This window comes from Roseibium limicola (genome assembly GCF_017313085.1).
Classification (GTDB): Bacteria; Pseudomonadota; Alphaproteobacteria; order Rhizobiales; family Stappiaceae; genus Roseibium; species Roseibium limicola.
This window is the reverse complement of record NZ_JAFLNF010000001.1, coordinates 163,126-185,563: the sequence shown is the minus strand read 5'-3', so window position 1 is coordinate 185,563 and position 22,438 is coordinate 163,126. Positions and strand designations below refer to the sequence as shown.

Here is a 22,438-nt window from a genome sequence, read left to right as displayed (position 1 = left end):
TTGAAAATACATCTCTTAGTTCAGGGTGATGATGTGGCTATTTCGAGGTTTGGCTTTTCAGACGGAGGAACAAGGGGGTAGAACAGGCAAAAGTCAGCCGACTGAGGAGCCTCCCGAATGAGTGTTGTCGATGCGTCTTCCAAAGATATGGATGCCGCGCTGGGTGCGTTGAATATTATTCCGGCGTGGCGCCTCGTCGGGCGCGTGGCGGAGGTGTTGCAAACAGCCAAGCCTGATGATTTCAACACCTTTGCGTGCGATAGCCTTGAGCTGGGGCTGGAGGGCATAACCGGGGATCGGCATGGCGGATTCTCACGCTTTTCTGGCGGACGCGAGCCCTACTATCCGCGCGGTACGGAGATGTGCAACGAGCGTCAACTTTCGATTCTGGCACCAGACGAACTTGGGCTTATTGCTGAACGGATGGATATCGACCGGCTGGAAGCGGGGTGGATTGGTGGAAACATCGTCATTGAAGGAATGCCGCATCTGAGTCTGATCCCGCCGCGGACACGCCTAGTGTTTGCCGGCGGTGCTGTTGTGCGGGTCGATGGTGACAATGTCCCTTGCCGCAGTGCCGGGAAGTCGATTGCGGCCCAGTTTGCCGACCGAAGTGGTTTGGACCTTGCTTTTCCAAAGCTCGCCCGGCGCCTGCGCGGGCTTGTCGGCTATGTGGAAAAACCGGGTACGATTTTACCTGGTGAAGAGGTGACGGCGCACATTCCCGAGCAATGGATATATCAGCCGGAGTCCTAGGCTCCTTGGTATGCCAGTGGAGCGGGTTGGGGGGCAGGTCAACTTCCAGGCTCTTCTTCCAGCTCCAACTGTCGAGAGCTGCCCCACCCCAGCAGCACATCATTCATGTCGTCGACGACGAAGAATCGGGCTGAGTCCCGGTCATAGTCATCGTCCAGAAGCTGGTCATAATCGGTATGGACATGGCGGATGTAGGACGTCGTTGCCTGCCAGATGGCGATAGACGGGGGCAAATGGCGCAAATGTGCTGCCAAGGCTTTTTCCAGAATAGGCTCCGCGTCAGCCATGGGCACGCGGGGAAGAAGGGCTCGCAGGGCCTTGCGCATGTCCTTCTGACGTTTGGTTCCGCTCATCTTATCCGTTTCAAATTGGTATTTCTGAGCGTCAGCCTCGACCGGCCGTGGATTGATGTCCAGTGTGCCAGGGTGTTTTTCCGCTGTTGAAGATAGTGTCGCGCAGCATCCTGCCCCAACACGTCCTCCAGCAGATCTGGCGGCAGAGACTGAAAGGCCCTGCGACCTGTACGGGCTCTCAGGTATGCCCTGATGATCTTAAAGAGACGGGCGCTCCAGCCCAAAGTGCCACCAGGGCGCAGATGACCGCAGAGCGACTTGAACTCGCTTCCTGCTGATGACGGGCAGGGCATGACGTTCTCCTATTAGATAAGTTTTTTCTTTTCTAATTCTGCGCAGGCTTCTCCGTGCCTGGCAATATGAAAAGCAAAAACTTTTTTTATGAGGGCGTGCATGCTACAAGAGCTCATGTCTGATCGAACCAAAACGCGCCTTTTGACGGCCCTCAAAACCTCCGGACCACAAACTGCTGCGGATCTGGCGAAGGGCCAGTCCGTTACAGCTGTGGCAGCCCGCCAACATCTCGACAGCTTGCAGCAAGAAGGTGTGGTGGAATTTCGGGACGTGAAGTCGGGGGTCGGGCGCCCCAAGCGCATCTGGCGGCTGACATCAGCCGGTCATCAGCAGTTTCCCGACAACCATTCACGCTTGATCCTCAGTTTGCTGGACGGTCTGCGCTCCCAGCACGGGGAGGCGGGGGTCGAAGCGCTGATTACACACCGGGAGAGGGAGATGCAGGTGGCCTATACACAGGCGGTCTCCGATCAGCCCGACCTTGAGGCCAAGCTTCAGGCGCTGGCTGAGCTTCGTTCCAGCGAAGGCTATATGGCCGAGGTGCTGCCGGTGGAAGGGGAGGCATCAAGCTTCCTGTTGATTGAAAACCATTGCTCCATCTGCGCTGCCGCCAGTGCTTGCCAAGGCTTCTGCAGGTCCGAGATGCGCCTCTTTCAGGATGTTCTGGGCGACGGCGTTGAGCTGCAACGCACCGAGCATCTTCTCAGCGGCAACCATCGCTGTGTCTATAAGGTGCGCCAGAAGAACCTGGCTGCCGCCTGAACTATTGATGGTGACGCGTAGTCGTGTCGCATCGCATTGCGGGCCCACCAAGCGGCCCTTCGGCTCACCGATCCCAACTCAGCGCTGCGCTTTGACGGGATAACGAAGAGTGGGCAGGTAGACAGTGGCTGATGATGCTCTCAGACACGAGATCCTCGACCGTTATTCCGCACGCAACGAAAGCGGAGATGCGGGATCGGTGAGCCTGAAGCCATGCAGGTATGTAAGCTCGTTTGTTCCGTACGTTTGAGGCCTTGCTCTTCGGGCTGGTGGTAAACGCGAAAATCAGGAGGCTGCGGGTTTTTCCAGAACGAGCCAGGTCCAGGAGACGCCGTTTGCCTTGTTCCAGTCACCTTGAGATGGGGCGGCCTTGGCGCGTAAAACTCTTAGTCCAAGTGCGTTGGCCCAGCTCAGCAAAGCGTCTGTTTCGATTGGGAAATTGATGTGATGATTGGCCGGTGCACCGTGGCGCAAAGCCATGATGATCCGTCCACCGGACCGCAGCAGCTGGGCAAGCCGCTGGAATCCTAAGGCCTGGTCAGCTTCATCGAGATGTTGCCAGACGCCGGTGACCAGGATCAGGTTAAACAGGTTGCCATCTTCGAGACTTTCCAGATCCGGCAGGCGGTCGTCGAGCCAGGTGATTGGGATGCCCCGGTGAAGCTTCTGTCCGGCAGAGCGGAGGTTCTCAGCTGGTTCCACTGCCGTCACGCGAGCCCCCTGTGCCGCGAGCCAGGCTGCATCCCGCCCGGACGCAGCCCCCAGATCCAGTATCTTCAATCCCTTGAAGTTTATTGGAAACAGGTCGAGCACATACGCGTAAAGCTTTGTTGGATCGATGGCTTCCGTTGCCTTGATCCAGCTTTCATCAACTTGCTCATAGCCTGTGATGGCGTCTTGGGACATTGGCGGGGTCTTTCGGCCTGGGTGCTTTGTTGGAATGGTGGTGATGTCGAGAAAGGTGGTGTGGTGCTTGTAGCGAGAGATTTCAGAGGCCGCGAGCTTGCATCGCTACATTACCCTGCCAAACGACAGCCAGCCTTGCCGACTGTTTCCCGCAAGGTGTCCAGCAGGATCGAAAAATCCTGAGCGCGGGGGGAGGATTTGCGCCAAACGAGGCCAACTGTGCGGGCAGGCTGAGGGTCTGCGAAGCGCTGCAGGGCGACGCGGTCGTCGCGAACTTCGAAGTCGGCGCAAATCTCTGGAAGTAGAGTGACGCCGTAGCCGGCGGCAACCATCTGCATGACCGTGGCAAGCGATGTGGCGCCGAGCGTGTTGCCACCGGCGGTCGAAATGTTCTGACAGTAGTTCAAGGCCTGATCGCGCAGGCAGTGGCCTTCTTCCAACAGCAGGATGTTTTCACTCTCCAGCTCTTTGGGATGAACTCGGTGGGCAGGATCCCTGCCGGGCGTCGCTTCGCGGGCCAGCAGAAAGCGATCGATAAACAGGGGTTCGGAAATGAAACCGGCGTTTTCCGTCGGCAGGGCGATGATGACGGCGTCGAGCTTACCCTCCTGCAGTTCGCCGGTCAGGGCCTGGGTCATGGTCTCGCGAATAGTAAGGCGCAAGTCAGGATGTGCACTGGTCAACACAGGCAGGATACGCGGCAGCAAATAGGGGGCGATGGACGGAATGATACCGAGGCGCAATGGGCCCGAGAGTGGCTTTGCCGCCTGGCGGGCAAAATCCGTCAGATCCTGAACGTCTGTGAGAATGGCGCGGGCACGGGCTGCAATTTCCTCACCCTCGCGGGTCAGCCGTACCATGTTGGGCAAGCGCTCAAACAGTTTTACCCCGAGGTCTTGCTCCAGATCCTTGATCTGCATGGACAAGGCGGGCTGTGACACAGCGACAGCCTCCGCTGCCTTGCGGAAGTGCAAATGCGAGGCGAGGGCATCGAGATAGCGAAGTTGGCGCAAGGAGATCATGATCATCAGAATAACTGATCAAGTTGGTAAATCAATACAATCAATTGTTATAGGAACGATTGCTCCGCCCAGCCGTCTTTCTGTTGAGAGAATGGGAAAGGAGACCTTCATGAGCAACAATCCAAAATTGACGACGACGTCCGGAGCGCCGTGGCCAAACAATCAGGATTCCGTGACTGCAGGGGAGCGTGGCCCGCTCCTCATGCAGGATTATCAGCTTCTGGAAAAGCTGGCGCATCAAAATCGCGAGCGTATTCCAGAACGAACAGTCCACGCCAAAGGATGGGGCGCCCACGGGGTACTGAAGATCACCGCCGATCTGTCCAAATACACCAAGGCCAAGGCCTTGCAGGCAGGCGCTGAAACGCCAATGTTGGCGCGGTTTTCAACGGTTGCCGGCGAATCCGGCGCAGCCGATCATGAGCGCGACGTGCGTGGCTTTGCGCTGAAGTTCTATACAGAAGAGGGCAACTGGGATCTGGTGGGAAACAACACGCCAGTGTTCTTCATTCGCGATGCCTACAAGTTCCCGGATTTCATTCACACACAGAAGCGGCATCCGAAGACAAACATGCGCTCGCCGACGGCCATGTGGGACTTTTGGTCACTATCGCCGGAGAGCCTGCATCAGGTGACGATCCTCATGTCGGATCGTGGCTTGCCAGTATCGCCGATGCATATGAACGGCTATGGATCGCACACCTATTCGCTGTGGAATGACAAGGGCGAGCGCTACTGGGTGAAATTCCACTTCAAGACCGAGCAGGGCAACAAAACCTATACAAACGAGCAGGCCGAACGGATCGTCGGGCGCACGCGCGAAGGCTATCAGGAGCAGTTGTTCAATTCTATCAAGGATGGCTATTTTCCACGCTGGAAAATGCAGATCCAGGTGATGGAGGAACTGGAGGCGGAGAACTGCGCGTTCAATCCGTTTGACCTGACCAAGGTGTGGCCGCATGCGGATTTTCCGTTGATGGACGTTGGCTATTTTGAGCTGAATCGCAATCCGGAAAACTATTTCGCTGAGGTGGAGACCGCTGCTTTTGCGCCATCGAATATTGTGCCGGGTATTTCCTGGTCGCCTGACAAGATGCTGCAAGCGCGTATCTTCTCGTATGCAGATGCCCATCGCCATCGTTTGGGCACGCACTATGACCAGATTCCAGTGAACCGGCCGAAATGTCCCGTCCATCACTACCACAAGGATGGAGAGATGAATGTTTATGGCGGCATGAAGACGGGAAATCCGAACGCCTACTATGAGCCTAACTCGTTCAATGGTCCGGTCGAGCAGCGCGATGCTCAGGAGCCGCCGCTGCGCGTTTCCGGTGATGCGGAGCGTTACGATCACCGCACTGGTCATGATGACTACAGTCAGCCAAGGGCGCTGTATGAAAAGGTCATGACCCAGGATGAACGTGACCGGCTGCACGGCAATATGGGTGGCGCTCTTGTTGGCGTGCCAACCGAGATCGTCGAGCGCTGGATGGGACACCTGAAACAGGTGCATCCGGATTATGAAGCCGGTGTGCGGGCCAAGTGGGAAGAGAAGTCCGCTGAGGCGGGCTACGATCCGAACGGGCTGCCGATCACGGGTGATACACCGCATGAGGCCGGGGACGAGACCCCGCACGAACCCACAATTGCCTCCGAATAAGGCTGGTATTGGATCAAGAGGAGGGGCGGCATGATCGCCCTTCTTTTGCGAATTGCCTCTGGCGTGATTTCTCCGATTCACGTTCTTTGAATGGCCACTGCGATAAAAGCCTCATTTCAGGCGGACTGCTCGTAATCAGAAAAACTGATCACAGTTTAGAATCAATACAATTGGACCTGATCAATCTCTCTCGTCATAGTGTGCCCAACCTGCAGTGAAACGCAGGATGCCTTGCGAACTTCCGCAATGATGCTGCCGATAGCAACGTCACACGGAAGTCAGTTACAAGGTCCATAGGATTCGCTTGCCAGGGACAGGTGCTCACAGAAGTGCGGTCTGGCGGCGCGCAGAGGGTGGCGTATGCGTTCGGGAGATGAGCGCGCAGGCTATAGCCCCAAAAAGACAATTTGAAAGAATATCGGAGAGAGAGATGGACGCCAAGCTGAAAGAAGTGAATGACAGTTCGGGCAAGTGCCCGGTCATGCACGGCAGCATGACTGCGACCGGCACGACAAACACCGAATGGTGGCCGAACGCGCTCAACTTGGACATTCTGCACCAGCACGACACCAAGACCAACCCGCTGGGCAAAGACTTCAATTATCGCGATGAGCTGAAGAAGCTCGACATTGCCGCGCTGAAGACCGACCTGCATGCGCTGATGACCGAGAGCCAGGAATGGTGGCCGGCTGACTGGGGCCATTACGGCGGCCTGATGATCCGGCTGTCCTGGCACTCTGCCGGCTCCTACCGTTTGGCTGATGGCCGCGGTGGCGGTGGCACAGGCAACATCCGCTTTGCGCCTCTGAACTCCTGGCCGGACAACGTCAGCCTCGACAAGGCGCGTCGTCTGTTGTGGCCGCTGAAGAAGAAGTACGGCAACAAGATCTCCTGGGCCGATCTGATCGTCCTGGCCGGGACAGCTGCTTATGAAAGCATGGGTCTGAAGACCTTTGGTTTCGCCTTCGGTCGTGAAGACATTTGGCATCCGGAAAAGGACGTCTACTGGGGTGCGGAAAAGGAATGGCTTGCGCCGTCCGATAACCGCTACGACGACGTAGAAAAGCCGGAAACCATGGAAAACCCGCTGGCTTCCGTTCAGATGGGTCTGATTTATGTGAATCCGGAAGGTGTCAATGGCACTCCGGATCCGTTGAAAACGGCTGCTCAGGTGCGTGAGACCTTTGCCCGTATGGCCATGAACGACGAAGAAACCGCAGCGCTGGCCGCTGGTGGTCACACTGTCGGCAAGGCACATGGTAATGGCGATGCTGCAGCTCTCGGCGCTGAGCCAGAAGCTGCGGACATCACCGATCAGGGACTTGGCTGGTCCAACCCGCATCAGGCCGGCAAGGCCAGCGGTGCTGTGACTTCCGGTATTGAAGGCGCCTGGACGACCGAACCGACCAAGTTCGACATGGGTTATTTCGAGCTGCTGTTCGGGTACGAATGGGAGCTGACCAAGAGCCCTGCAGGTGCCCAGCAGTGGCAGCCGATCGGTATCAAAGAAGAAGACATGCCGGTGGACGCGACCGATCCGTCGATCCGCCGTATGCCGATGATGACGGATGCCGACATGGCCATGAAGATGGATCCGGCCTATCGCGCCATCTGTGAAAAGTTCATGGCTGATCCGGCTTACTTCAACGACACTTTTGCCCGCGCCTGGTTCAAGCTGACCCACCGCGACATGGGGCCGAATGTTCGGTACTATGGTCCGGACGCGCCGACGGAAACCCTGATCTGGCAGGATCCGGTTCCAGCTGGCACCACCACCTACGACATTGGTGGCCTGAAGACCAAGATCGCCGAAAGCGGTCTGACGATCTCAGAGCTGGTATCCACGGCATGGGACAGTGCCCGTACATTCCGCGGATCTGATCTGCGTGGCGGTGCCAATGGTGCCCGTATCCGTCTGGCTCCTCAGAAAGATTGGGAAGGCAACGAGCCTGCCCGTCTGGCGAAGGTTCTCGGTATTCTGGCGCCGTTGGCGGCTGAATTCGGTGCTTCCATTGCTGACACCATCGTTCTGGCGGGGAGCGTCGGCGTGGAAAAGGCCGCCGCTGCTGCTGGCGTCGAGGTAACTGTTCCGTTCGCTCCGGGTCGTGGCGATGCCACCGACGAGATGACCGACGCAGCCAGCTTCGCTTCGCTGGAGCCAATTCACGACGGTTACCGTAACTGGGTCAAAAAGGACTATGTCGTCAGCCCGGAAGAGCTGATGCTGGACCGCACCCAGCTAATGGGTCTGACTGCGCATGAAATGACGGCTCTGGTCGGTGGCATGCGTGTGCTCGGCACCAACCACGGTGGATCCAAGCACGGCGTGTTCACAGACAACGAAGGTGCTCTGACGACCGACTTCTTCGTGACGCTGACTGACATGGCTTACACTTGGAAGCCGGCTGGCAAGAACCTGTATGAAATCCGTGATCGCAAGACGGATGCAGTCAAGTTCACGGCGACCCGGATGGATCTTGTGTTCGGTTCAAACTCGGTACTGCGAGCCTATGCGGAAGTCTACGCGCAGGATGATGCGAAGGAAAAGTTCGTACACGACTTCGTGGCAGCCTGGACCAAGGTGATGGACGCCGATCGCTTCGATCTCGAAGCTTAAGCTTCAAATCCACTGACATCAGAGAGGGCGGCCGAGAGGTCGCCCTTTTTGTTTCCTGGCTTAGGAAATATGCCGATCTCCGGTTGCGGCGAGTGATTTCACATAAAGGTTCTCCCGTGATTTTTTAACGATTTCCCGAACGGAAATTAGGGCGTTCTATGCATTCTTGCTCGTGAATTATCATTACGAAAACAATAGTTTAAGGCTTTTTTATCGGGGTTTCGAACAGTTCTATGAAATATTTAAATGAATCTAATTTTATTCCGTATTTTCTGGTTCAAGGCTTCTTTAAAGCTCGCAGGCATTCTCGGCACAAAGTAATCGAATGTGGATGCCAACATGACTGAAGCGATGAAAACCGAATTGGTCAACTTCAAGGCCCTGGACGCAGAGAAGAATGCTTCTCGCTCCTCCGAGCTGGCGCGTCAGGTCGCGACCCTTTTCTCCTATACATCCGACCGCTGTTCCGCTGAGCAGGTCGATACCTATGACAAGGTGCTCTATCGCCTTGTGGGGATGGTTGAAGTGGAGGTTCGACAGTTTGTGGCCGAGAAGATGTCTCAGCTTCGTCGTGGACCGGAAGAGACACTGCGACTGCTGGCAGGCGATCAGATTGAGGTTGCGGCTCCGATCTTGCGCGACAGCCCCATGCTGCGTGATCTGGACCTTGTGTCGATCGCGGACCGTCAGGGCGACAGACATCGGATGGCCATTGCCCAGAGGGAGGTTCTTTCCGAGAAAGTGACCGATGTTCTGGTGCGACGTGGGGACATCCTGGTGCGCCGAACGGTCGCCAAGAATGCTGGCGCTCTCTTTAATGACGGCACTCTTTGCGCTCTGATTCACGATGCAGCCTCCGATGCCAGCATGCAGGAAATCCTGAGCGATCGTCTGGATCTTGCCGATGGGCATATCCATCAGCTGATCTCAGTGGCGGGAGACAAGGTGCGGTGCAAGCTGCTCCAGCGCGGGCGTCCTGAAGAAGCAAGCCGCTTGAGCGAAGCTGTCGATACGTTGGCACTGAACATGAGCAACGAGTACTGGCTTGGCCGTTACGATTTCGAGACGGCGCAGAACCGAGTGCTTGTTCTGGCGAAACGTGGAATGATCAACGAGAGTGCCTTGCGACGCTTTGCCAACGAAGACCGGTTCGCAGAGGTTGTGGCTGCTTTCGCCTGGATCTCACATTGCGGGTTGGAAGAGGTTCGACACTGGATGGTGCGTCCGGATCCGGAACCGTTCCTTGTGGTGGCGCGTGCCAATGGCCTGACATCTATCACTGTCAATCAGCTTTTGAATATCGGACCATGGCGTCATCGCCTGTCACCGGCTGAGCGTCGCAATGCGGTGGCAGCCTTCGATCGGATGAGCATTTCCGACGCGCGCCAAAAGTTGGCGCTTTGGAACGGAATCTCAATTAACTGACTGTTTTCCTGTATGAATTCACAGCGGCAACCTGGAAACGGGTTGCCGTTTTTTGTTGTTTACTCAGGCCCTCCAGAACGGTTTGGCGAGTTCCTGTGCGAGGCTTTTGGGAGAGTATCCCGCATCCAGCACCACCGAGGTGGGCTGATCCCGCAGTTCTTGCCGGAGAAGTCGTCGTTTCAGATGCCGCTGCCGCCAGACCTTCAGATGGCCAACGAGCATGTCCGGTTGCCGAGTTTCGTGAGGAAAGCTCTTCTCATCGCATCTGCCCTGTAAGGCCCGAATCGGGAATGAAAGTATCTTGGCCTGTTGAAGGACTGGTTGTGAATCGTTTTCTTTTCTTAATGGTAGTGCCATTTCAGGTCTCCTTTTGACTTGCAGAATGCGCCAGTTCAGGCTTTCTGGAAATCGAGTAATTTCCTCCTATTGGTGAGCAAAAGGAACGTATTGATGCGGCGGCTTCCTCCTCTGTCTTCTTTGCCGGCTTTTGAAGCCGTGGCCCGGCTTGGTTCGGTGAAAGCGGCAGGGGAAGAGCTGGGTCGTACTCACGGGGCTGTCAGCAAGCAGATCGCAACGCTGGCCGAAGACCTGGGTGTCGCGCTTTTTCGCAAGGAAGGGGTCGGCATCCGGCTCACCCGAGAGGGGGAAGAGTTCGCTCAATCCGTCTCGGGGGCACTGGACCGGCTGGCACAGGCGCGAGATAGGATCCGCCTGAAGGGGCAAGAGCAGGTAATTGAGATCGGGCTTAGTGCGACTTTGGCGATGCGGTGGCTGATCCCACGCATGCCGAGCCTTTACCTCGAAGTGCCGGGAATGGAGTTGAGCTTCCGCATGACCGGTTCCCAGATCATTCCGGACCATGAGATCGACGTGGCATTGACCTTTGATAGGCTCAGCTGGATCGAGGGATATTATACCCGTTCTGATATTGTGCGGCTTGGAGACGTGGCGTTCGGCCCGGTGCATGCACCGGGCTTTGAGCTTGTGCAGGATGGCGTGGGTTATCATTGCGCCAAGCGTTATTTGCAACAGGTGGCGCCGGGGACGTGGGATGCCTGGAGCGCGCTGACCGGAGTGCAGGTGTCTGCTGATCAGGAGCAAACCTATCCGCATACCTTTCTGGCATTGGAGGGGGCCGTCGCCGGACTTGGCGCGGCCATGAGCGAACGGCGCCTGGTGGCTGAGGAGTTGGCGACAGGGGGACTTGTAGCGCCTTTTGGCTTTCACACCGTCGATAAAGGGTTTGGGGCCATCGTGACAGAGCGCGGGCGAGGCAAGGCAAAGGTGCAAGTGCTGCTGGACTGGTTGGGCCGACAAGCAGCGTCTGACTGAGCGGCGTCTTCCGAAGGAGCTTTGGACGAAGAGTTGGGAGATGGGCTTGAAGTGTGATTTGTCTTCGTATAAAGATATCTTTATATCGAATTTCGAACACACGGATGGCGCGACGCTCAATGGCAGAGCAAGGAACATTTTCCATGGAGACCGGCCTCGCAGCCCTCAGGGCTGTGGGGGAGGAAACCCGTTTGCGGCTGGTGGCCTTGCTGGCGAAGAGCGAGCTGACGGTGAAAGATGCGACGGCGATCCTCGGTCAGAGCCAACCGCGCATCTCCCGGCATTTGAAGCTTCTTGCCGAAGCGCAGCTGATCAAGCGTTATCCGGAAGGCTCCTGGGTCTATTACCGGCTGTCGGAAGGTGCTGAAGGTGCGTTCGCCCGGGATCTGGTCGCCCGGTTGAGCGAGCACGATGAGGTGCTGATTGCCGATCAGGCGCGTTTTGAGGCTCTGCGGAAAGCCAAGGCCGAAGAGGCCGCGACTTATTTTGCTTCAAAAGCCCAGACCTGGGATCAGGAACGCTCCCTTCATGCGGCGGATCACGAAGTTGAGGAGGCCATGCTACGGGCGCTTGGGGATGCGGACTTCCGTTCGTTCCTTGATCTTGGAACAGGAACTGGACGTCTGCTGGAGTTGCTTTCCAGTCGTTACGAGACGGCTCTTGGCATCGACGCGTCGCATGACATGCTGGCCGTGGCACGTGCCAATCTGGCGCGCAACGGCCTGAGCAAGGCGCAGGTGCGTCACGGCGATATCTATGCCTTGAGCGTGCCGCCACGTTCTTTCGATGTCGTGGCGGTGCATCAGGTGCTGCATTTCCTCGATGAGCCTGCTCGTGCTTTGGCTGAGGCAGCACGCGCGCTGCGTCCCGGTGGGCGGCTTCTGATCATTGATTTTGCGCCGCATGGACTGGAGTTCCTGCGCGATGAGCACGCGCATCGGCGATTGGGCTTTGCCCATGAGCAGATGCAACGCTGGCTTGAAGGACTAGACCTGGAATTGGAACAGGTCACCGATTTGGCGCCTACGGCGCAAGAAACCCAAAAACTGACAGTCACATTGTGGTTGGCCCGAGATCAGCGTGTCATCACCGACATGCCCGTGGTCGATCCGAACCGAGAGGTTGCCTGAGCCATGAGCGAAGCACACACCCGTCGCCGCTCCCGTGAGAAGACCGGGCCCGATATCACTGCCTCCTTTGAATTCTTCCCTCCGAAGTCGGACAAAATGGCTGAGACGCTATGGGCGACCGTTCAGCGTCTGGAGGCTCTCAAGCCTTCTTTCGTCTCCGTCACCTATGGTGCGGGCGGGTCGACGCGTGAGCGGACCCATAGGACCGTGGACCGGATCCTGAAGGAAACGGGGATGCTTCCGGCAGCGCATCTGACCTGCGTCGGGGCGGCCAAGTCGGAAGTCGACGGGATTGTTCAGGATTATTGGGACATGGGCGTGCGGCATCTGGTGGCGCTGCGCGGCGATCCTTTGTCGGGCATTGGCACTCCTTATGAAGCGCATCCGGAAGGCTACGCTTATGCGGCCGATCTGGTTGCTGGCGTGAAGAAAATCGGCAACTTCGATGTGTCCGTTTCCGGCTATCCGGAACGCCACCCTGAAAGTCGAGACTGGTCGGTGGAAATCGACAATCTGAAGCGCAAGGTGGATGCGGGTGCAGACCGGATCATCACTCAGTACTTCTTCGATAATGATCTGTTTGAGCAATATCTGGAGCATCTGGGTAAGGCGGGGATTACCATTCCGGTGGTTCCTGGCATCCTGCCGATCCAGAACTTCCATCAGACAGTCGCCTTCTCGAAAAACTGTGGTACCACGATCCCCGACTGGCTGGCCCGTCGCTTTGCCGGACTGGATGATGATGCGGATACGCGCAAGCTGGTGGGAGCCGGTGTTGCCTGCGAACAGGTGATGGACCTGGTGGACCGCGGCATTACGGATTTCCACTTCTACACAATGAACCGTGCCGATCTGACCTACGCACTATGCCGACAGCTCGGCCTGGGCGGTGATGAGAACGGACAAGAGGCCGCCTGAAGCGGACAGAATTGAAGGGCTGGACCCACGAAATGAGCAAGAGTCACCTGTTTGACGACCTGCGGAACGCCGCGGCCAAACGCATCCTCGTTCTTGATGGAGCGATGGGTACGGAAATCCAGAACCACCGGTTTTCCGAAGAGGATTATCGCGGTGCGCGGTTTGCCGACTGGGCGCAGGACGTGAAGGGCAACAATGACCTTCTGAGCCTGACCCAGCCGGATGTGATCCGCCAGATCCATGTGGATTACCTGGAAGCTGGTGCCGATATCGTCGAGACCAACACGTTCTCCTCCACCACCATTGCCCAGGCCGATTACGGCATGGAGGCGTTGGCCTATGAGCTGAATGAAGTCAGCGCGCGCCTGGCCCGTGAGGCCTGCGATCTGGTCAGCGCGAAAGACCCCTCGCGGCCGCGCTATGTCGCCGGAGCGCTGGGGCCGACCAACCGGACTGCGTCGATTTCGCCGGATGTAAACAATCCGGGGTTCCGTGCTGTATCCTTTGATACTCTGCGGATTGCCTATGCGGAGGCTGTGCGTGGCTTGATCGCTGGTGGCGCCGATATCATTCTTGTCGAGACGATCTTCGATACCTTGAATGCGAAGGCAGCTCTGTTTGCCATCGATGAGGTTTTCGCGGAAATTGGCTACAAGTTGCCGGTGATGATCTCTGGCACGATCACGGATCTGTCGGGACGGACACTCTCCGGTCAGACACCGGAAGCTTTCTGGAATTCGGTCAACCATGCTAAGCCAATCACCATCGGCTTGAACTGTGCGCTGGGCGCAAAGGAAATGCGGGCTCACGTTGATGAGCTTTCGCGCATCTCCGACACGCTAGTCTGTGCCTACCCGAATGCCGGTCTGCCGAATGAGTTCGGGGAATACGACGAGAGCCCGGAATACATGGCGAGCCTGATCCGCGATTTCGCAGAGGCCGGTTTGGTCAATGTGGTCGGCGGCTGTTGCGGCACAACACCGGCGCATATTCGTGCGATCACTGAAGCGGTCGAGGGGCTTGCACCTCGCAAAATTCCGGATATTCCGGTTCATATGCGCTTGTCTGGTCTTGAGCCTTTCGTGCTGACGCCCGAAGTGAACTTCGTCAACGTCGGTGAGCGGACCAACGTGACTGGCTCAGCGCGCTTCCGTCGTCTGATCAAGGAAAATGATTACGCCAGCGCCTTGAGCGTCGCACGTGACCAGGTGGAAAACGGCGCGCAGATTATTGATGTGAACATGGATGAGGGGCTTCTGGACTCTGAAGAGGCCATGGTCACCTTTCTCAACCTGATCGCTGCGGAACCGGACATCGCCAAGGTGCCGATCATGATCGACAGTTCCAAATGGACTGTCATTGAGGCCGGCCTGAAGTGCATTCAGGGCAAGGGGGTGGTGAATTCCATTTCCATGAAGGAAGGCGAAGCGCAGTTCATCGAACAGGCAACGCTTGTCCGCCGCTATGGCGCCGCTGTTGTGGTCATGGCCTTCGACGAAAAAGGTCAGGCTGACAGCTACGAGCGGAAAATCGAGATCTGCGCGCGGTCCTACAAGATCCTGACTGAGCAGGTCGGGTTGCCGCCTGAAGACATCATTTTCGATCCGAATATCTTTGCCGTCGCAACGGGCATCGAAGAGCACAACAATTACGGTAATGACTTCATCGAAGCGACCGGCTGGATCCGTCAGAACTTGCCGCATGCTCATGTGTCGGGTGGTGTCTCCAACCTGTCGTTCTCCTTCCGCGGGAACGAAGGCGTCCGTGAGGCAATGCATTCGGTCTTTCTGTTCCATGCTATTGCCAAGGGCATGGACATGGGGATCGTCAACGCGGGGCAGCTGGCTGTCTATGACAAGCTGGACAAGGAACTGCGCGACCTTTGCGAGGATGTGGTCTTGAACCGCACGCCGGACGGGACTGACAATCTGCTCGAAGCTGCTGAACGCTGGAAAGGCGAGGGCGGCAAGAAGCGGGAAGCTGACCTCACCTGGCGAACGCTGGACGTTGCCAAGCGCATGGAGCATGCGCTGGTCAACGGAATTGCCGATTATGTAGAAGAGGATACGGAGGAAGCGCGTCAGGCGTTCGATCGTCCGCTGCATGTGATTGAAGGCCCGCTGATGGACGGCATGAACGTCGTCGGTGACCTTTTCGGCTCCGGGAAAATGTTCCTTCCGCAGGTGGTAAAGTCCGCGCGCGTTATGAAGCGGGCTGTGGCTTACCTGATGCCCTTCATGGAGAAGGAAAAGGAAGAGCTTGGCATCACCGGTATGTCGTCCAACGGCAAGATCCTGATGGCGACGGTGAAGGGCGATGTGCATGACATCGGCAAAAACATCGTCGGCGTCGTGCTGCAGTGTAACAACTACGAAGTCGTGGACCTTGGTGTAATGGTGTCTTCGGCTCGCATCCTCGAAGAGGCGAAGAACCATAAGGTCGACATCATCGGTCTCTCCGGCTTGATCACGCCGTCTCTGGACGAAATGTGCCACGTCGCATCCGAGCTGGAGCGCGAAGGCCTGGATGTGCCGCTGCTGATCGGTGGCGCAACGACAAGCCGTATCCACACGGCGGTGAAGATCCATCCCAACTACAACCGTGGTCAGGCGATTTACGTCACCGATGCTGGCCGGGCAGTCGGCGTTGTCTCCAAGCTTCTGAGTGAAGGCGGTCGCGATCCCTACTATGCTCAGATCCGCGAAGAGTATACCCACATCGCCGAAGAGCATGCCCGCTCACGTGGTGGTGGCGAACGTGTGTCGATCATCTCCGCACGGGAGAACCGTCTGAAACCGGACTTCGCCGGCATCCCCCCAATCAAGCCTTCGTTCTTTGGCACAAAGGCGTTTGACGCGTTCCCACTCGAGGAACTGGTGCCTGTCATTGACTGGACACCATTCTTCTCCACGTGGGAAATCAAGGGCCGTTATCCGGCGGTGTTGACAGATGATCGTTACGGCGAAGCTGCACGCTCGCTGTTTGATGACGCACGCCGGATGCTGGATGAAATCGTCGAGAAGAAGTTGCTCACAGCGCGTGGTGTTGCTGGTCTCTGGCCTGCTGCTGCACGCGGCGACGACATCGTTCTCTTCGAAGACGATACCCGGCAGAGCGAAAAGGCAATGCTCTATACGCTGCGCCAGCAGATGGTGCGCAAGGCGGGCGGCCGTTCAAATGTTGCCATGAGTGACTTCATTGCGCCCGAAGCGTCCGGCATTGCCGACTACATTGGCGGCTTTGCGGTGACCGCGGGGCACGGTGAAGAAGAGCTTGCAGCGCGCTATGCAGCGGAAAACGACGACTACAATAAAATCCTGAGCCAGGCCATCGCCGACCGGCTGGCTGAAGCCTTTGCCGAGAAACTGCACCAGATCGTCCGCAAGGAACTCTGGGGCTATGGCGCCAGCGAAACTCTGAGCAACGAAGAGTTGATCGAAGAGAAGTATCAAGGCATTCGTCCCGCTCCGGGCTATCCAGCACAGCCGGATCACACGGAAAAGGAAACCCTGTTCAAGCTGCTTGATGCGGAAGCCCAGACCGGTATTCGACTGACAGAGAGCTTTGCGATGTCGCCTGGCTCCTCAGTCTCGGGGTTCTACTTTTCGCACCCGGAAAGCCACTACTTCGGTGTTGGCAAGATCGAGCGTGATCAGATCGAGGATTATGCCAGCCGCAAGGAGTGGACTGTCGAGCTGGCAGAACGCTGGCTGGCGCCGATCCTCAACTATGATCCTGCAAGGCGCGTCGCTGCAGAATAAACGCAGTGACCGTTTTTTGCCGCCATTCTGAAGGCTCCGCAGCGCTGGCTGCGGAGCCTTTTTACTTATCTGCCATCGTCACCGGCGACGATGAAGGAAAAGCTGCGGTTGATCAGGTTTCCGGAAGAATCTCCAACCACGGCGGTCGCACCTTCTGCGTCGAGCAGGGGAAAGACGATGTTGTCGAGTGGAATTTCAGAGGTTTTTCCATAAAGGACCTGCGATCCTGTGATGGCGGGAACGCTAGGGAAGGTGCTCTCAAACACAATTTGATACACGCCGGGAGATACGTTCGCGACTTTGAATGCTGGGTTGCCATCCCGGTCCGTGCTGCCTGAGAGCATTGCTCCCGCCTCGCTCACTACACCCCAAATCGTGGCCATTGATCATCTCCTGCTGATGCTTGTGAAAGGTTCACATGCAGGGACGTCGGGGGCTGGTTTGTGTGACGGCACAAAGGTCATGATTGGTTGGCCATGCAGCGTAGATGTGCATGACCGATTCGGCTGATGATTTGGTTACCTAATTTTAAGAGGTTGGAGACACAATAAATCCGGAGCTCGCTATGAGCGATTGCTCCGGATCATGTGTTCAGATTTGGCAGTGCCTTCAATTCGGCTCAACCCGAAAAAGGCCCATTTCTGGGCATAACGCGGTCCAATAGGCGCTTTGGAAGTGCGCCTGCACAGACGGGGAAGTCTATCAGACGATCCCCAGAACGATGGCTGCCAAGAAAGCGAACGCTACTAAGAAAGCGATCATATTCAGGTTGCGTGTCAGTGTCATTTTGGCCTCCCGGTTTCGTCGCAAAACCTCGGCAAGTTTATGAGAGCTTGACGGTGAAGCGAAGCAAAAAAGTTGCTGCGCAGCGGGAGAGTACGTCCAAAATGACTGTTTGAATCCCCATTGTTAGAAATTGATTTTTAGTATCAATGTCATGCATCTTGTGCGCTGCAATGTGATTGATGTCGTAAAAGTTGTTTTATTATTCTACTTCGCTTTAAAGGCGCTTCGATCGTTCGATTGTGGATACGAAGTAATACGCAGTCTCTTCTTCAGATTTGTGAACGATTTTTTTCCATTTAGTTTGTTAAAATTGCATATATGGAGAAAGAGCCCTTCCACCTAGATGGGCTAACTTAACGGAAGGGTGTCATGCTGAACCTGAGCATGTTTTCCGATCTTGCCAAAGACGGAAGTAAAAATGGCCGGAAGAATCTGATTACTGCGGTAACCGATTTGTTCCTGGCATCGAAGAATACGGAGGCTGAACAGGTCAGTCTTTTGTTCGGCGATATTGTCATGCGCGTGCTTGGCGAGCTTGAAGAAGAAACCCGGATGGCGCTTTCACAAAAAGTTTGCTCCCACCCAGCTGCCCCCAAAGACCTTATTTCCAGTCTGGCCAAAGACTCCATCGTCGTGGCCAAGCCGGTGCTTGAGCAATCTCCTGTCCTTACGAATGAGGAACTGGCGGGCCTGGCTGAGTCAGAAAGCATGCAGCACCTGGGGGCCATCGCGGATCGGGAGGGCCTTGATGAGCAGGTCACCGAAGCGCTTGTCAATCATGGCGATGAAGAAGTTCTGACGAAGGTCGCCAACAACTCCGGGGCGCGAATGGCGCAGCAAACCTTCACCCAATTGGTTGAGAAAGCGCGTTCCAACACACCGCTGCTTGAAGCCCTGGTGAAGCGGGAAGATCTTCCGGAAGCCATCATCAAGAACCTTGGTGATATGGTCAGTGACGAGCTGCGTGAGCGGCTTGGCAAAGGCGGAGAGAATGAGACGCTGGCGACGACGCTTGCTGGACGCGCAATGGAAGAGGTCAAAGCACGTGCCAGCCGGGTTGGTCAGAGCATGGAGCAGGCCAAGAAGGTCATCATGGCAGTCCGGGCCAAGAAGACTTCTCTGGAAGATGCCGTTGGCCTGTTTGCAAAGGGCGACAAGGCAGCCGAACTTGGAATTTTGCTGGCGACCGTGAATTCCCTGCCGGCTGCCTCCATCTCCAGTCTGATCTACGCAAAATCAGACAAGCCCCTGATCATTCTGTGTAAAGCCAATGATCTCGATGTGTCTGCTTTCAAGCATATTCTGACGATGAGGGCGCGCCGATTAGGAACCGGCGTGCATGAGTTGAATGATGCTATGAAGCGCTATGAAGCCTTCACCGTCGACTCTGCAAAAACCGCGTTGGCTGGCTTGCGCGCGAGCCTGGCCGGTCCACCAGATGACCCGGAAGAGGAAGAGACGGCCGATGCGGGTGTTTTCCTGACCAAGCGCAAACGTCCAGCCGTACAGGGTTCCTGACCCCACTCTTTTTCCAGGCCCTGACTTGTTTCAGGACTACCGGGGATTGCCTGCGTTCTTGGGACTTCAGTTCCTCTGAAGTTTCAAGGACAGCAGTGCTGCTGCCATGAGTAGTGCGCCACCACCTTTTTGCACACGTGCCAGAACCTTCGGCTTTTTGAGCCGATGGCCCACTTCGGCTGCTGCCAGGGCATACAGGCTGGCATTCGCCACTGCGAGCACGACAAAAGTTGTTCCAAGCAGAAGCAGCTGCGGCGCTGCGGGAGCGGTGGGCACTACGAAGTGCGGCAAGAAAGCAATGAAGAACATGATGCTTTTGGGATTGAACGCGGTCACCAGGAAGGAATGTGCGAAGACCTTTTGAGGTGTGACTGGCTTCTGCGCCTGCTCCTCTGTGTCTGGGTTTGCTGGTCTGGTGTTCCACAGCTTGAAACCCAGCCACAGGAGATAAGCTGCTCCGGCCCACTTCAAAAAGGTAAAGAGAGTGGCGGAAGCTGCCAGCACGGCCCCCATGCCCATCAATGATACGGTGGCGGCAGTCGCATCACCCAAACCAACTCCTAGGATGCTGGCAATTGCTGTCTTGCGACCCTGGGTCAATGCATAGCTGACAACCAGCATGACGGTCGGACCTGGGATGGCCAAGACGATGAGTGTTGCAACTACATAAGCCGCGAAGAGTTCAAACGACATGAGGGCTTTCCTGAAAGGGTCGAGATATATGTCGTGGCAATCTATCGCAGCCGTTAGACCAAGGCTATCAGCTCTTGGCTTGCGAACCGTGGTGGCTTGCACCGGAGCTGTCGTTTTAGGGATGGCAAGTGCCGCGGTACTGCCGGCATACGGTCAGCCGGTCCCGCTGGAAAAGCCGGCTGCAGCGCCGTTCTCAGGTAGCGAGACTGACCACATGGTTGATCCGGCCGATCCGATTTCTCCTGTCGCAAAACCTTCCAAGTTTGACACAACTTCTGCGTCGCAGAGCCAAAGCACGCCCTCACGCCCTCTGAACCCGTCATTGAAGCGGCGGCTTGATCCCGGCGAGTACAGCGCTGAATCTTGTGAGATTGACGGGGTGGATTTGAAGGTTCTACCTCCGATTTCGGGCAAGGGCGCCTGCGGCGTGCCCTCTGCGGTATCCTTACGTTCTGTCGGTACATCCAGCGAAATGGATCTGAGCGGTCATCCGGCAATCACCTGTGAGTTTGCTGGCAGTTTTGCGCGTTTTGTTCGCAAGGGCGTTCAACCAGCTGCCCGACTGTATCTGAAAACGCATGTTGCGGAGTTGGAAACAGGGCCGGGGTATGTTTGCCGACGCCGGAATAATCGGCCGACCGGTAAAATCTCTGAGCATGCCTTGGGCAAGGCAATCGACGTCATGGGATTTAAGCTGGAGGATGGAGGCGCAGTTTCTGTCGAGCAGGACTGGGCCCAAGACACTCCCAAGGGGCGCTTTCTCAAGGCAGTGCACACGGCGGCATGCTCTGAATTCACAACGGTCCTGGGCCCGGATGCTGATGCCAATCACCGTAATCATTTTCACTTGGATATCGGCTGCCACGGCAAAACCTGTACCTATCTGATCTGCCAATGAACTGTTTCTGAGGTAGACAGAGAAAGGCCCGGAGCGGAGAACCCCGGGCCTTTCATTATTGATGGTGTCTGTTCCGTCCTTACTGACAGAATTTCTGCTCACCGCCATAAGTGGTGAAGGTGCCAGTGTTCGGGTTGAACGAACGATACTTGCTTGAGCAATAGCGGTACCAAGCTGGGCTCCAGGGTTGGTAACCCATGGTTGCTGTTCCTGGAGCGGGGACCGGAGCAGAGTAAGTGTTCCGCTGATTGTTGGCGGCTCCGGCAATCAGTGCACCGGCTGCCAGGCCAAAGATGCCTGCGGCAACTGCTGCACCGGGATCAATCCGGTTGTTGTTGTGCCGGCGTGGCTGATAGTTGTGGTGACGAGAGCCGCGATCGTGATCTCTCCAGCCATGGCGGGAGCCAGCTTCGGCGGCGGAAACAGCCGGCAGCAAGAAGGTACCGGTCAAAAAGACTGCAATGATTTTCTTTGTTTTGGTCATGATATCCTCCTTCAGGGGATCGGTTTGGCTCTTGATGTCTCGGGGGGCAGTGGGTTCGCTGCGCCCCGTTGTTCATGCAGCCAATATGGAGGTGAACGGCTGAACCGGTTCTGAGATCCCTGTTCATCTTCCATTCATGTGAATGAAACCGGCTTTCTAACGGCCGCCACGGCCGGTATAAATATTCCCTAGAGGGAGTTGGCCGAGGGCGCGAAGAGGCCGTTTTTAAAGACGAATTCGAGAAATTCGCCGGAGCGAACGTGATGAATGACGACCTGAAAACCGCGTCCGGAGCGAGTGAAAGCTCCTCTGAAAAAAAATCTAAAGATGTAATTTTGCCGACAGATTTTGAGGCAAAACGCATGGGGCGAGGCCTTTTGCGCCTTCCACGCCATGGCGCTTTGGCGACCTTGGAGCCGGAGAGCGGTCATCCTTTGGCCAGTCGGGTTGCGCTTGCCACCGATTTAGATGGCACACCGATCATTCTGATTTCCCAACTTTCCGGCCATACCAAGGCGCTCGCTGCGGATCTGCGCTGTTCGCTGCTAGTGGGCGATGTGGGCAAAGGTGATCCATTGGCACATCCACGGATGTCCGTGGCCTGCAGCGCGGAGAAAGTCGAGCGAGGGTCTGATATGCGGGAGAGGGTCAAACGCCGATTTCTTGCCAAGAACCCCAAGTCGGATCTTTATGCAGAGTTCCTTGATTTTGATTTCTTCCGATTGCAGGTCCTGGGCGCCAGTCTGAATGGGGGATTTGGGCGCGCCTACGCTCTTACCACGGAAGACCTGATCCTCAGCTCTGAGGCGTGTGCGCAGCTTTTGGAACGTGAGGCTGGGGCGATCGCGCACATGAACGAAGATCATCGGGATGCCATCAAACTCTATGCGGAAGTTTTACTGAAAGCGGGCGATGGCAATTGGCTCATCAGTGGTCTGGACCCAGAAGGCGTAGATCTGAGGCATGGCAACCGAATAGAGCGGCTCTGGTACGCCGATCATCTGGAAGGTGATACCGAGATGCGTATGGGCCTGGTGGCGCTGGCGAAGAAGGCGCGGGCCATGCAGGAGAGCGCTGCGGGCTGATTGACCTGTCCTTGAACAAGCACAAAAGCCCGTCAGCA

Annotated in this window: 19 protein-coding genes; 12 read left to right on the top strand and 7 right to left on the bottom strand. The window is 56.5% G+C overall.

The genetic code is table 11. The features are described from left to right. Window positions 1–117 precede the first annotated feature (117 nt). Window positions 118–756: an MOSC domain-containing protein gene (locus tag J0X15_RS00790; protein ID WP_231710230.1), complete on the top strand. Its 639-nt coding sequence runs from the start codon at window positions 118–120 to the stop codon at window positions 754–756. A gap of 38 nt (window positions 757–794) precedes the next feature. Here J0X15_RS00790 and J0X15_RS00785 read toward each other — a convergent pair whose 3' ends face one another. Continuing rightward, window positions 795–1,109 carry a DUF2293 domain-containing protein gene (locus J0X15_RS00785; protein ID WP_206937380.1) on the bottom strand — a complete coding sequence of 105 codons (315 nt, stop codon included), beginning with the start codon at window positions 1,107–1,109 and terminating at the stop codon, window positions 795–797. Between the two features lie 408 nt (window positions 1,110–1,517). Between J0X15_RS00785 and J0X15_RS00780 the strand changes: the two genes are divergently transcribed. Next, a complete protein-coding gene (locus tag J0X15_RS00780; RefSeq protein WP_206937378.1) occupies window positions 1,518–2,165 on the top strand; it encodes a helix-turn-helix transcriptional regulator in 648 nt (215 codons plus the stop codon). Window positions 2,166–2,450: 285 nt separating this feature from the next. Here the strand turns inward: J0X15_RS00780 and J0X15_RS00775 are convergent, their stop codons facing one another. Continuing rightward, window positions 2,451–3,071: a class I SAM-dependent methyltransferase gene (locus J0X15_RS00775; RefSeq protein ID WP_206937376.1), complete on the bottom strand. Its 621-nt coding sequence runs from the start codon at window positions 3,069–3,071 to the stop codon at window positions 2,451–2,453. 110 nt (window positions 3,072–3,181) lie between these two features. Then, window positions 3,182–4,099: a LysR substrate-binding domain-containing protein gene (locus tag J0X15_RS00770; protein ID WP_331461855.1), complete on the bottom strand. Its 918-nt coding sequence runs from the start codon at window positions 4,097–4,099 to the stop codon at window positions 3,182–3,184. A gap of 103 nt (window positions 4,100–4,202) precedes the next feature. Between J0X15_RS00770 and J0X15_RS00765 the strand changes: the two genes are divergently transcribed. From J0X15_RS00765 to J0X15_RS00755, 3 genes are all read left to right on the top strand, one after another. Continuing rightward, window positions 4,203–5,753: a catalase gene (locus J0X15_RS00765; RefSeq protein ID WP_206937373.1), complete on the top strand. Its 1,551-nt coding sequence runs from the start codon at window positions 4,203–4,205 to the stop codon at window positions 5,751–5,753. A gap of 430 nt (window positions 5,754–6,183) precedes the next feature. Beyond that, the gene (gene katG, locus J0X15_RS00760; protein WP_206937371.1) at window positions 6,184–8,370 is read left to right on the top strand and encodes a catalase/peroxidase HPI; all 2,187 of its coding nucleotides are present in this window, start codon (window positions 6,184–6,186) and stop codon (window positions 8,368–8,370) included. 339 nt (window positions 8,371–8,709) lie between these two features. Continuing rightward, window positions 8,710–9,795 carry a DUF2336 domain-containing protein gene (locus tag J0X15_RS00755; protein WP_206937368.1) on the top strand — a complete coding sequence of 362 codons (1,086 nt, stop codon included), beginning with the start codon at window positions 8,710–8,712 and terminating at the stop codon, window positions 9,793–9,795. A 63-nt stretch (window positions 9,796–9,858) separates the two neighbouring features. Here J0X15_RS00755 and J0X15_RS00750 read toward each other — a convergent pair whose 3' ends face one another. Further along, on the bottom strand, window positions 9,859–10,152 hold the full coding sequence (locus J0X15_RS00750; protein WP_206937366.1) for a hypothetical protein: 294 nt from the start codon (window positions 10,150–10,152) through the stop codon (window positions 9,859–9,861). Between the two features lie 93 nt (window positions 10,153–10,245). Between J0X15_RS00750 and J0X15_RS00745 the strand changes: the two genes are divergently transcribed. The 4 genes from J0X15_RS00745 (at window position 10,246) to metH (ending at window position 16,936) form a co-directional block, all read left to right on the top strand. Further along, window positions 10,246–11,127, top strand: a complete 882-nt coding sequence (locus J0X15_RS00745; protein ID WP_206937363.1) for a LysR family transcriptional regulator — start codon at window positions 10,246–10,248, stop codon at window positions 11,125–11,127. 119 nt (window positions 11,128–11,246) lie between these two features. Then, window positions 11,247–12,257, top strand: coding sequence for an ArsR/SmtB family transcription factor (locus J0X15_RS00740; protein WP_206938253.1), 1,011 nt, complete (start codon window positions 11,247–11,249; stop codon window positions 12,255–12,257). A 3-nt stretch (window positions 12,258–12,260) separates the two neighbouring features. Continuing rightward, window positions 12,261–13,175: a methylenetetrahydrofolate reductase [NAD(P)H] gene (gene metF, locus J0X15_RS00735; RefSeq protein ID WP_206937360.1), complete on the top strand. Its 915-nt coding sequence runs from the start codon at window positions 12,261–12,263 to the stop codon at window positions 13,173–13,175. A gap of 32 nt (window positions 13,176–13,207) precedes the next feature. After that, a complete protein-coding gene (gene metH, locus J0X15_RS00730) occupies window positions 13,208–16,936 on the top strand; it encodes a methionine synthase (RefSeq protein ID WP_206937358.1) in 3,729 nt (1,242 codons plus the stop codon). 65 nt (window positions 16,937–17,001) lie between these two features. Here metH and J0X15_RS00725 read toward each other — a convergent pair whose 3' ends face one another. Then, on the bottom strand, window positions 17,002–17,319 hold the full coding sequence (locus tag J0X15_RS00725) for a hypothetical protein (RefSeq protein WP_206937355.1): 318 nt from the start codon (window positions 17,317–17,319) through the stop codon (window positions 17,002–17,004). A 772-nt stretch (window positions 17,320–18,091) separates the two neighbouring features. Between J0X15_RS00725 and J0X15_RS00720 the strand changes: the two genes are divergently transcribed. Further along, window positions 18,092–19,240, top strand: a complete 1,149-nt coding sequence (locus J0X15_RS00720) for a DUF2336 domain-containing protein (protein WP_206937352.1) — start codon at window positions 18,092–18,094, stop codon at window positions 19,238–19,240. Between the two features lie 66 nt (window positions 19,241–19,306). On the opposite strand, the gene J0X15_RS00715 is transcribed toward J0X15_RS00720, so the two are convergent. Further along, on the bottom strand, window positions 19,307–19,933 hold the full coding sequence (locus J0X15_RS00715; RefSeq protein ID WP_206937350.1) for a LysE family translocator: 627 nt from the start codon (window positions 19,931–19,933) through the stop codon (window positions 19,307–19,309). Between the two features lie 121 nt (window positions 19,934–20,054). Between J0X15_RS00715 and J0X15_RS00710 the strand changes: the two genes are divergently transcribed. Beyond that, window positions 20,055–20,831, top strand: a complete 777-nt coding sequence (locus J0X15_RS00710) for an extensin-like domain-containing protein (RefSeq protein ID WP_206937347.1) — start codon at window positions 20,055–20,057, stop codon at window positions 20,829–20,831. Window positions 20,832–20,910: 79 nt separating this feature from the next. On the opposite strand, the gene J0X15_RS00705 is transcribed toward J0X15_RS00710, so the two are convergent. Then, the gene (locus J0X15_RS00705) at window positions 20,911–21,315 is read right to left on the bottom strand and encodes a BA14K family protein (RefSeq protein ID WP_206937344.1); all 405 of its coding nucleotides are present in this window, start codon (window positions 21,313–21,315) and stop codon (window positions 20,911–20,913) included. 362 nt (window positions 21,316–21,677) lie between these two features. On the opposite strand from J0X15_RS00705, the gene J0X15_RS00700 reads away from it, so the two are divergent. Next, entirely contained in the window at window positions 21,678–22,400 is a 723-nt protein-coding gene (locus tag J0X15_RS00700) for a HugZ family pyridoxamine 5'-phosphate oxidase (RefSeq protein WP_231710228.1), read from the top strand. Window positions 22,401–22,438: the final 38 nt, after the last annotated feature.

Excerpts from the sequence above, each read along its gene's own strand:
- J0X15_RS00705 (WP_206937344.1), bottom strand. The coding sequence starts at position 21,315 with ATGACCAAAACAAAGAAAATCATTGCAGTCTTTTTGACCGGTACCTTC.
- J0X15_RS00745 (WP_206937363.1), top strand. The coding sequence starts at position 10,246 with ATGCGGCGGCTTCCTCCTCTGTCTTCTTTGCCGGCTTTTGAAGCCGTG.
- J0X15_RS00740 (WP_206938253.1), top strand. The coding sequence starts at position 11,247 with ATGGCAGAGCAAGGAACATTTTCCATGGAGACCGGCCTCGCAGCCCTC.
- metH (WP_206937358.1), top strand. The coding sequence starts at position 13,208 with ATGAGCAAGAGTCACCTGTTTGACGACCTGCGGAACGCCGCGGCCAAA.
- J0X15_RS00780 (WP_206937378.1), top strand. The coding sequence starts at position 1,518 with ATGTCTGATCGAACCAAAACGCGCCTTTTGACGGCCCTCAAAACCTCC.
- J0X15_RS00770 (WP_331461855.1), bottom strand. The coding sequence starts at position 4,099 with ATGATCATGATCTCCTTGCGCCAACTTCGCTATCTCGATGCCCTCGCC.
- metF (WP_206937360.1), top strand. The coding sequence starts at position 12,261 with ATGAGCGAAGCACACACCCGTCGCCGCTCCCGTGAGAAGACCGGGCCC.
- J0X15_RS00710 (WP_206937347.1), top strand. The coding sequence starts at position 20,055 with ATGGCAAGTGCCGCGGTACTGCCGGCATACGGTCAGCCGGTCCCGCTG.
- J0X15_RS00790 (WP_231710230.1), top strand. The coding sequence starts at position 118 with ATGAGTGTTGTCGATGCGTCTTCCAAAGATATGGATGCCGCGCTGGGT.
- J0X15_RS00755 (WP_206937368.1), top strand. The coding sequence starts at position 8,710 with ATGACTGAAGCGATGAAAACCGAATTGGTCAACTTCAAGGCCCTGGAC.
- J0X15_RS00775 (WP_206937376.1), bottom strand. The coding sequence starts at position 3,071 with ATGTCCCAAGACGCCATCACAGGCTATGAGCAAGTTGATGAAAGCTGG.
- J0X15_RS00720 (WP_206937352.1), top strand. The coding sequence starts at position 18,092 with ATGCTGAACCTGAGCATGTTTTCCGATCTTGCCAAAGACGGAAGTAAA.
- J0X15_RS00700 (WP_231710228.1), top strand. The coding sequence starts at position 21,678 with ATGGGGCGAGGCCTTTTGCGCCTTCCACGCCATGGCGCTTTGGCGACC.
- katG (WP_206937371.1), top strand. The coding sequence starts at position 6,184 with ATGGACGCCAAGCTGAAAGAAGTGAATGACAGTTCGGGCAAGTGCCCG.
- J0X15_RS00785 (WP_206937380.1), bottom strand. The coding sequence starts at position 1,109 with ATGAGCGGAACCAAACGTCAGAAGGACATGCGCAAGGCCCTGCGAGCC.
- J0X15_RS00750 (WP_206937366.1), bottom strand. The coding sequence starts at position 10,152 with ATGGCACTACCATTAAGAAAAGAAAACGATTCACAACCAGTCCTTCAA.
- J0X15_RS00725 (WP_206937355.1), bottom strand. The coding sequence starts at position 17,319 with ATGGCCACGATTTGGGGTGTAGTGAGCGAGGCGGGAGCAATGCTCTCA.
- J0X15_RS00765 (WP_206937373.1), top strand. The coding sequence starts at position 4,203 with ATGAGCAACAATCCAAAATTGACGACGACGTCCGGAGCGCCGTGGCCA.
- J0X15_RS00715 (WP_206937350.1), bottom strand. The coding sequence starts at position 19,933 with ATGTCGTTTGAACTCTTCGCGGCTTATGTAGTTGCAACACTCATCGTC.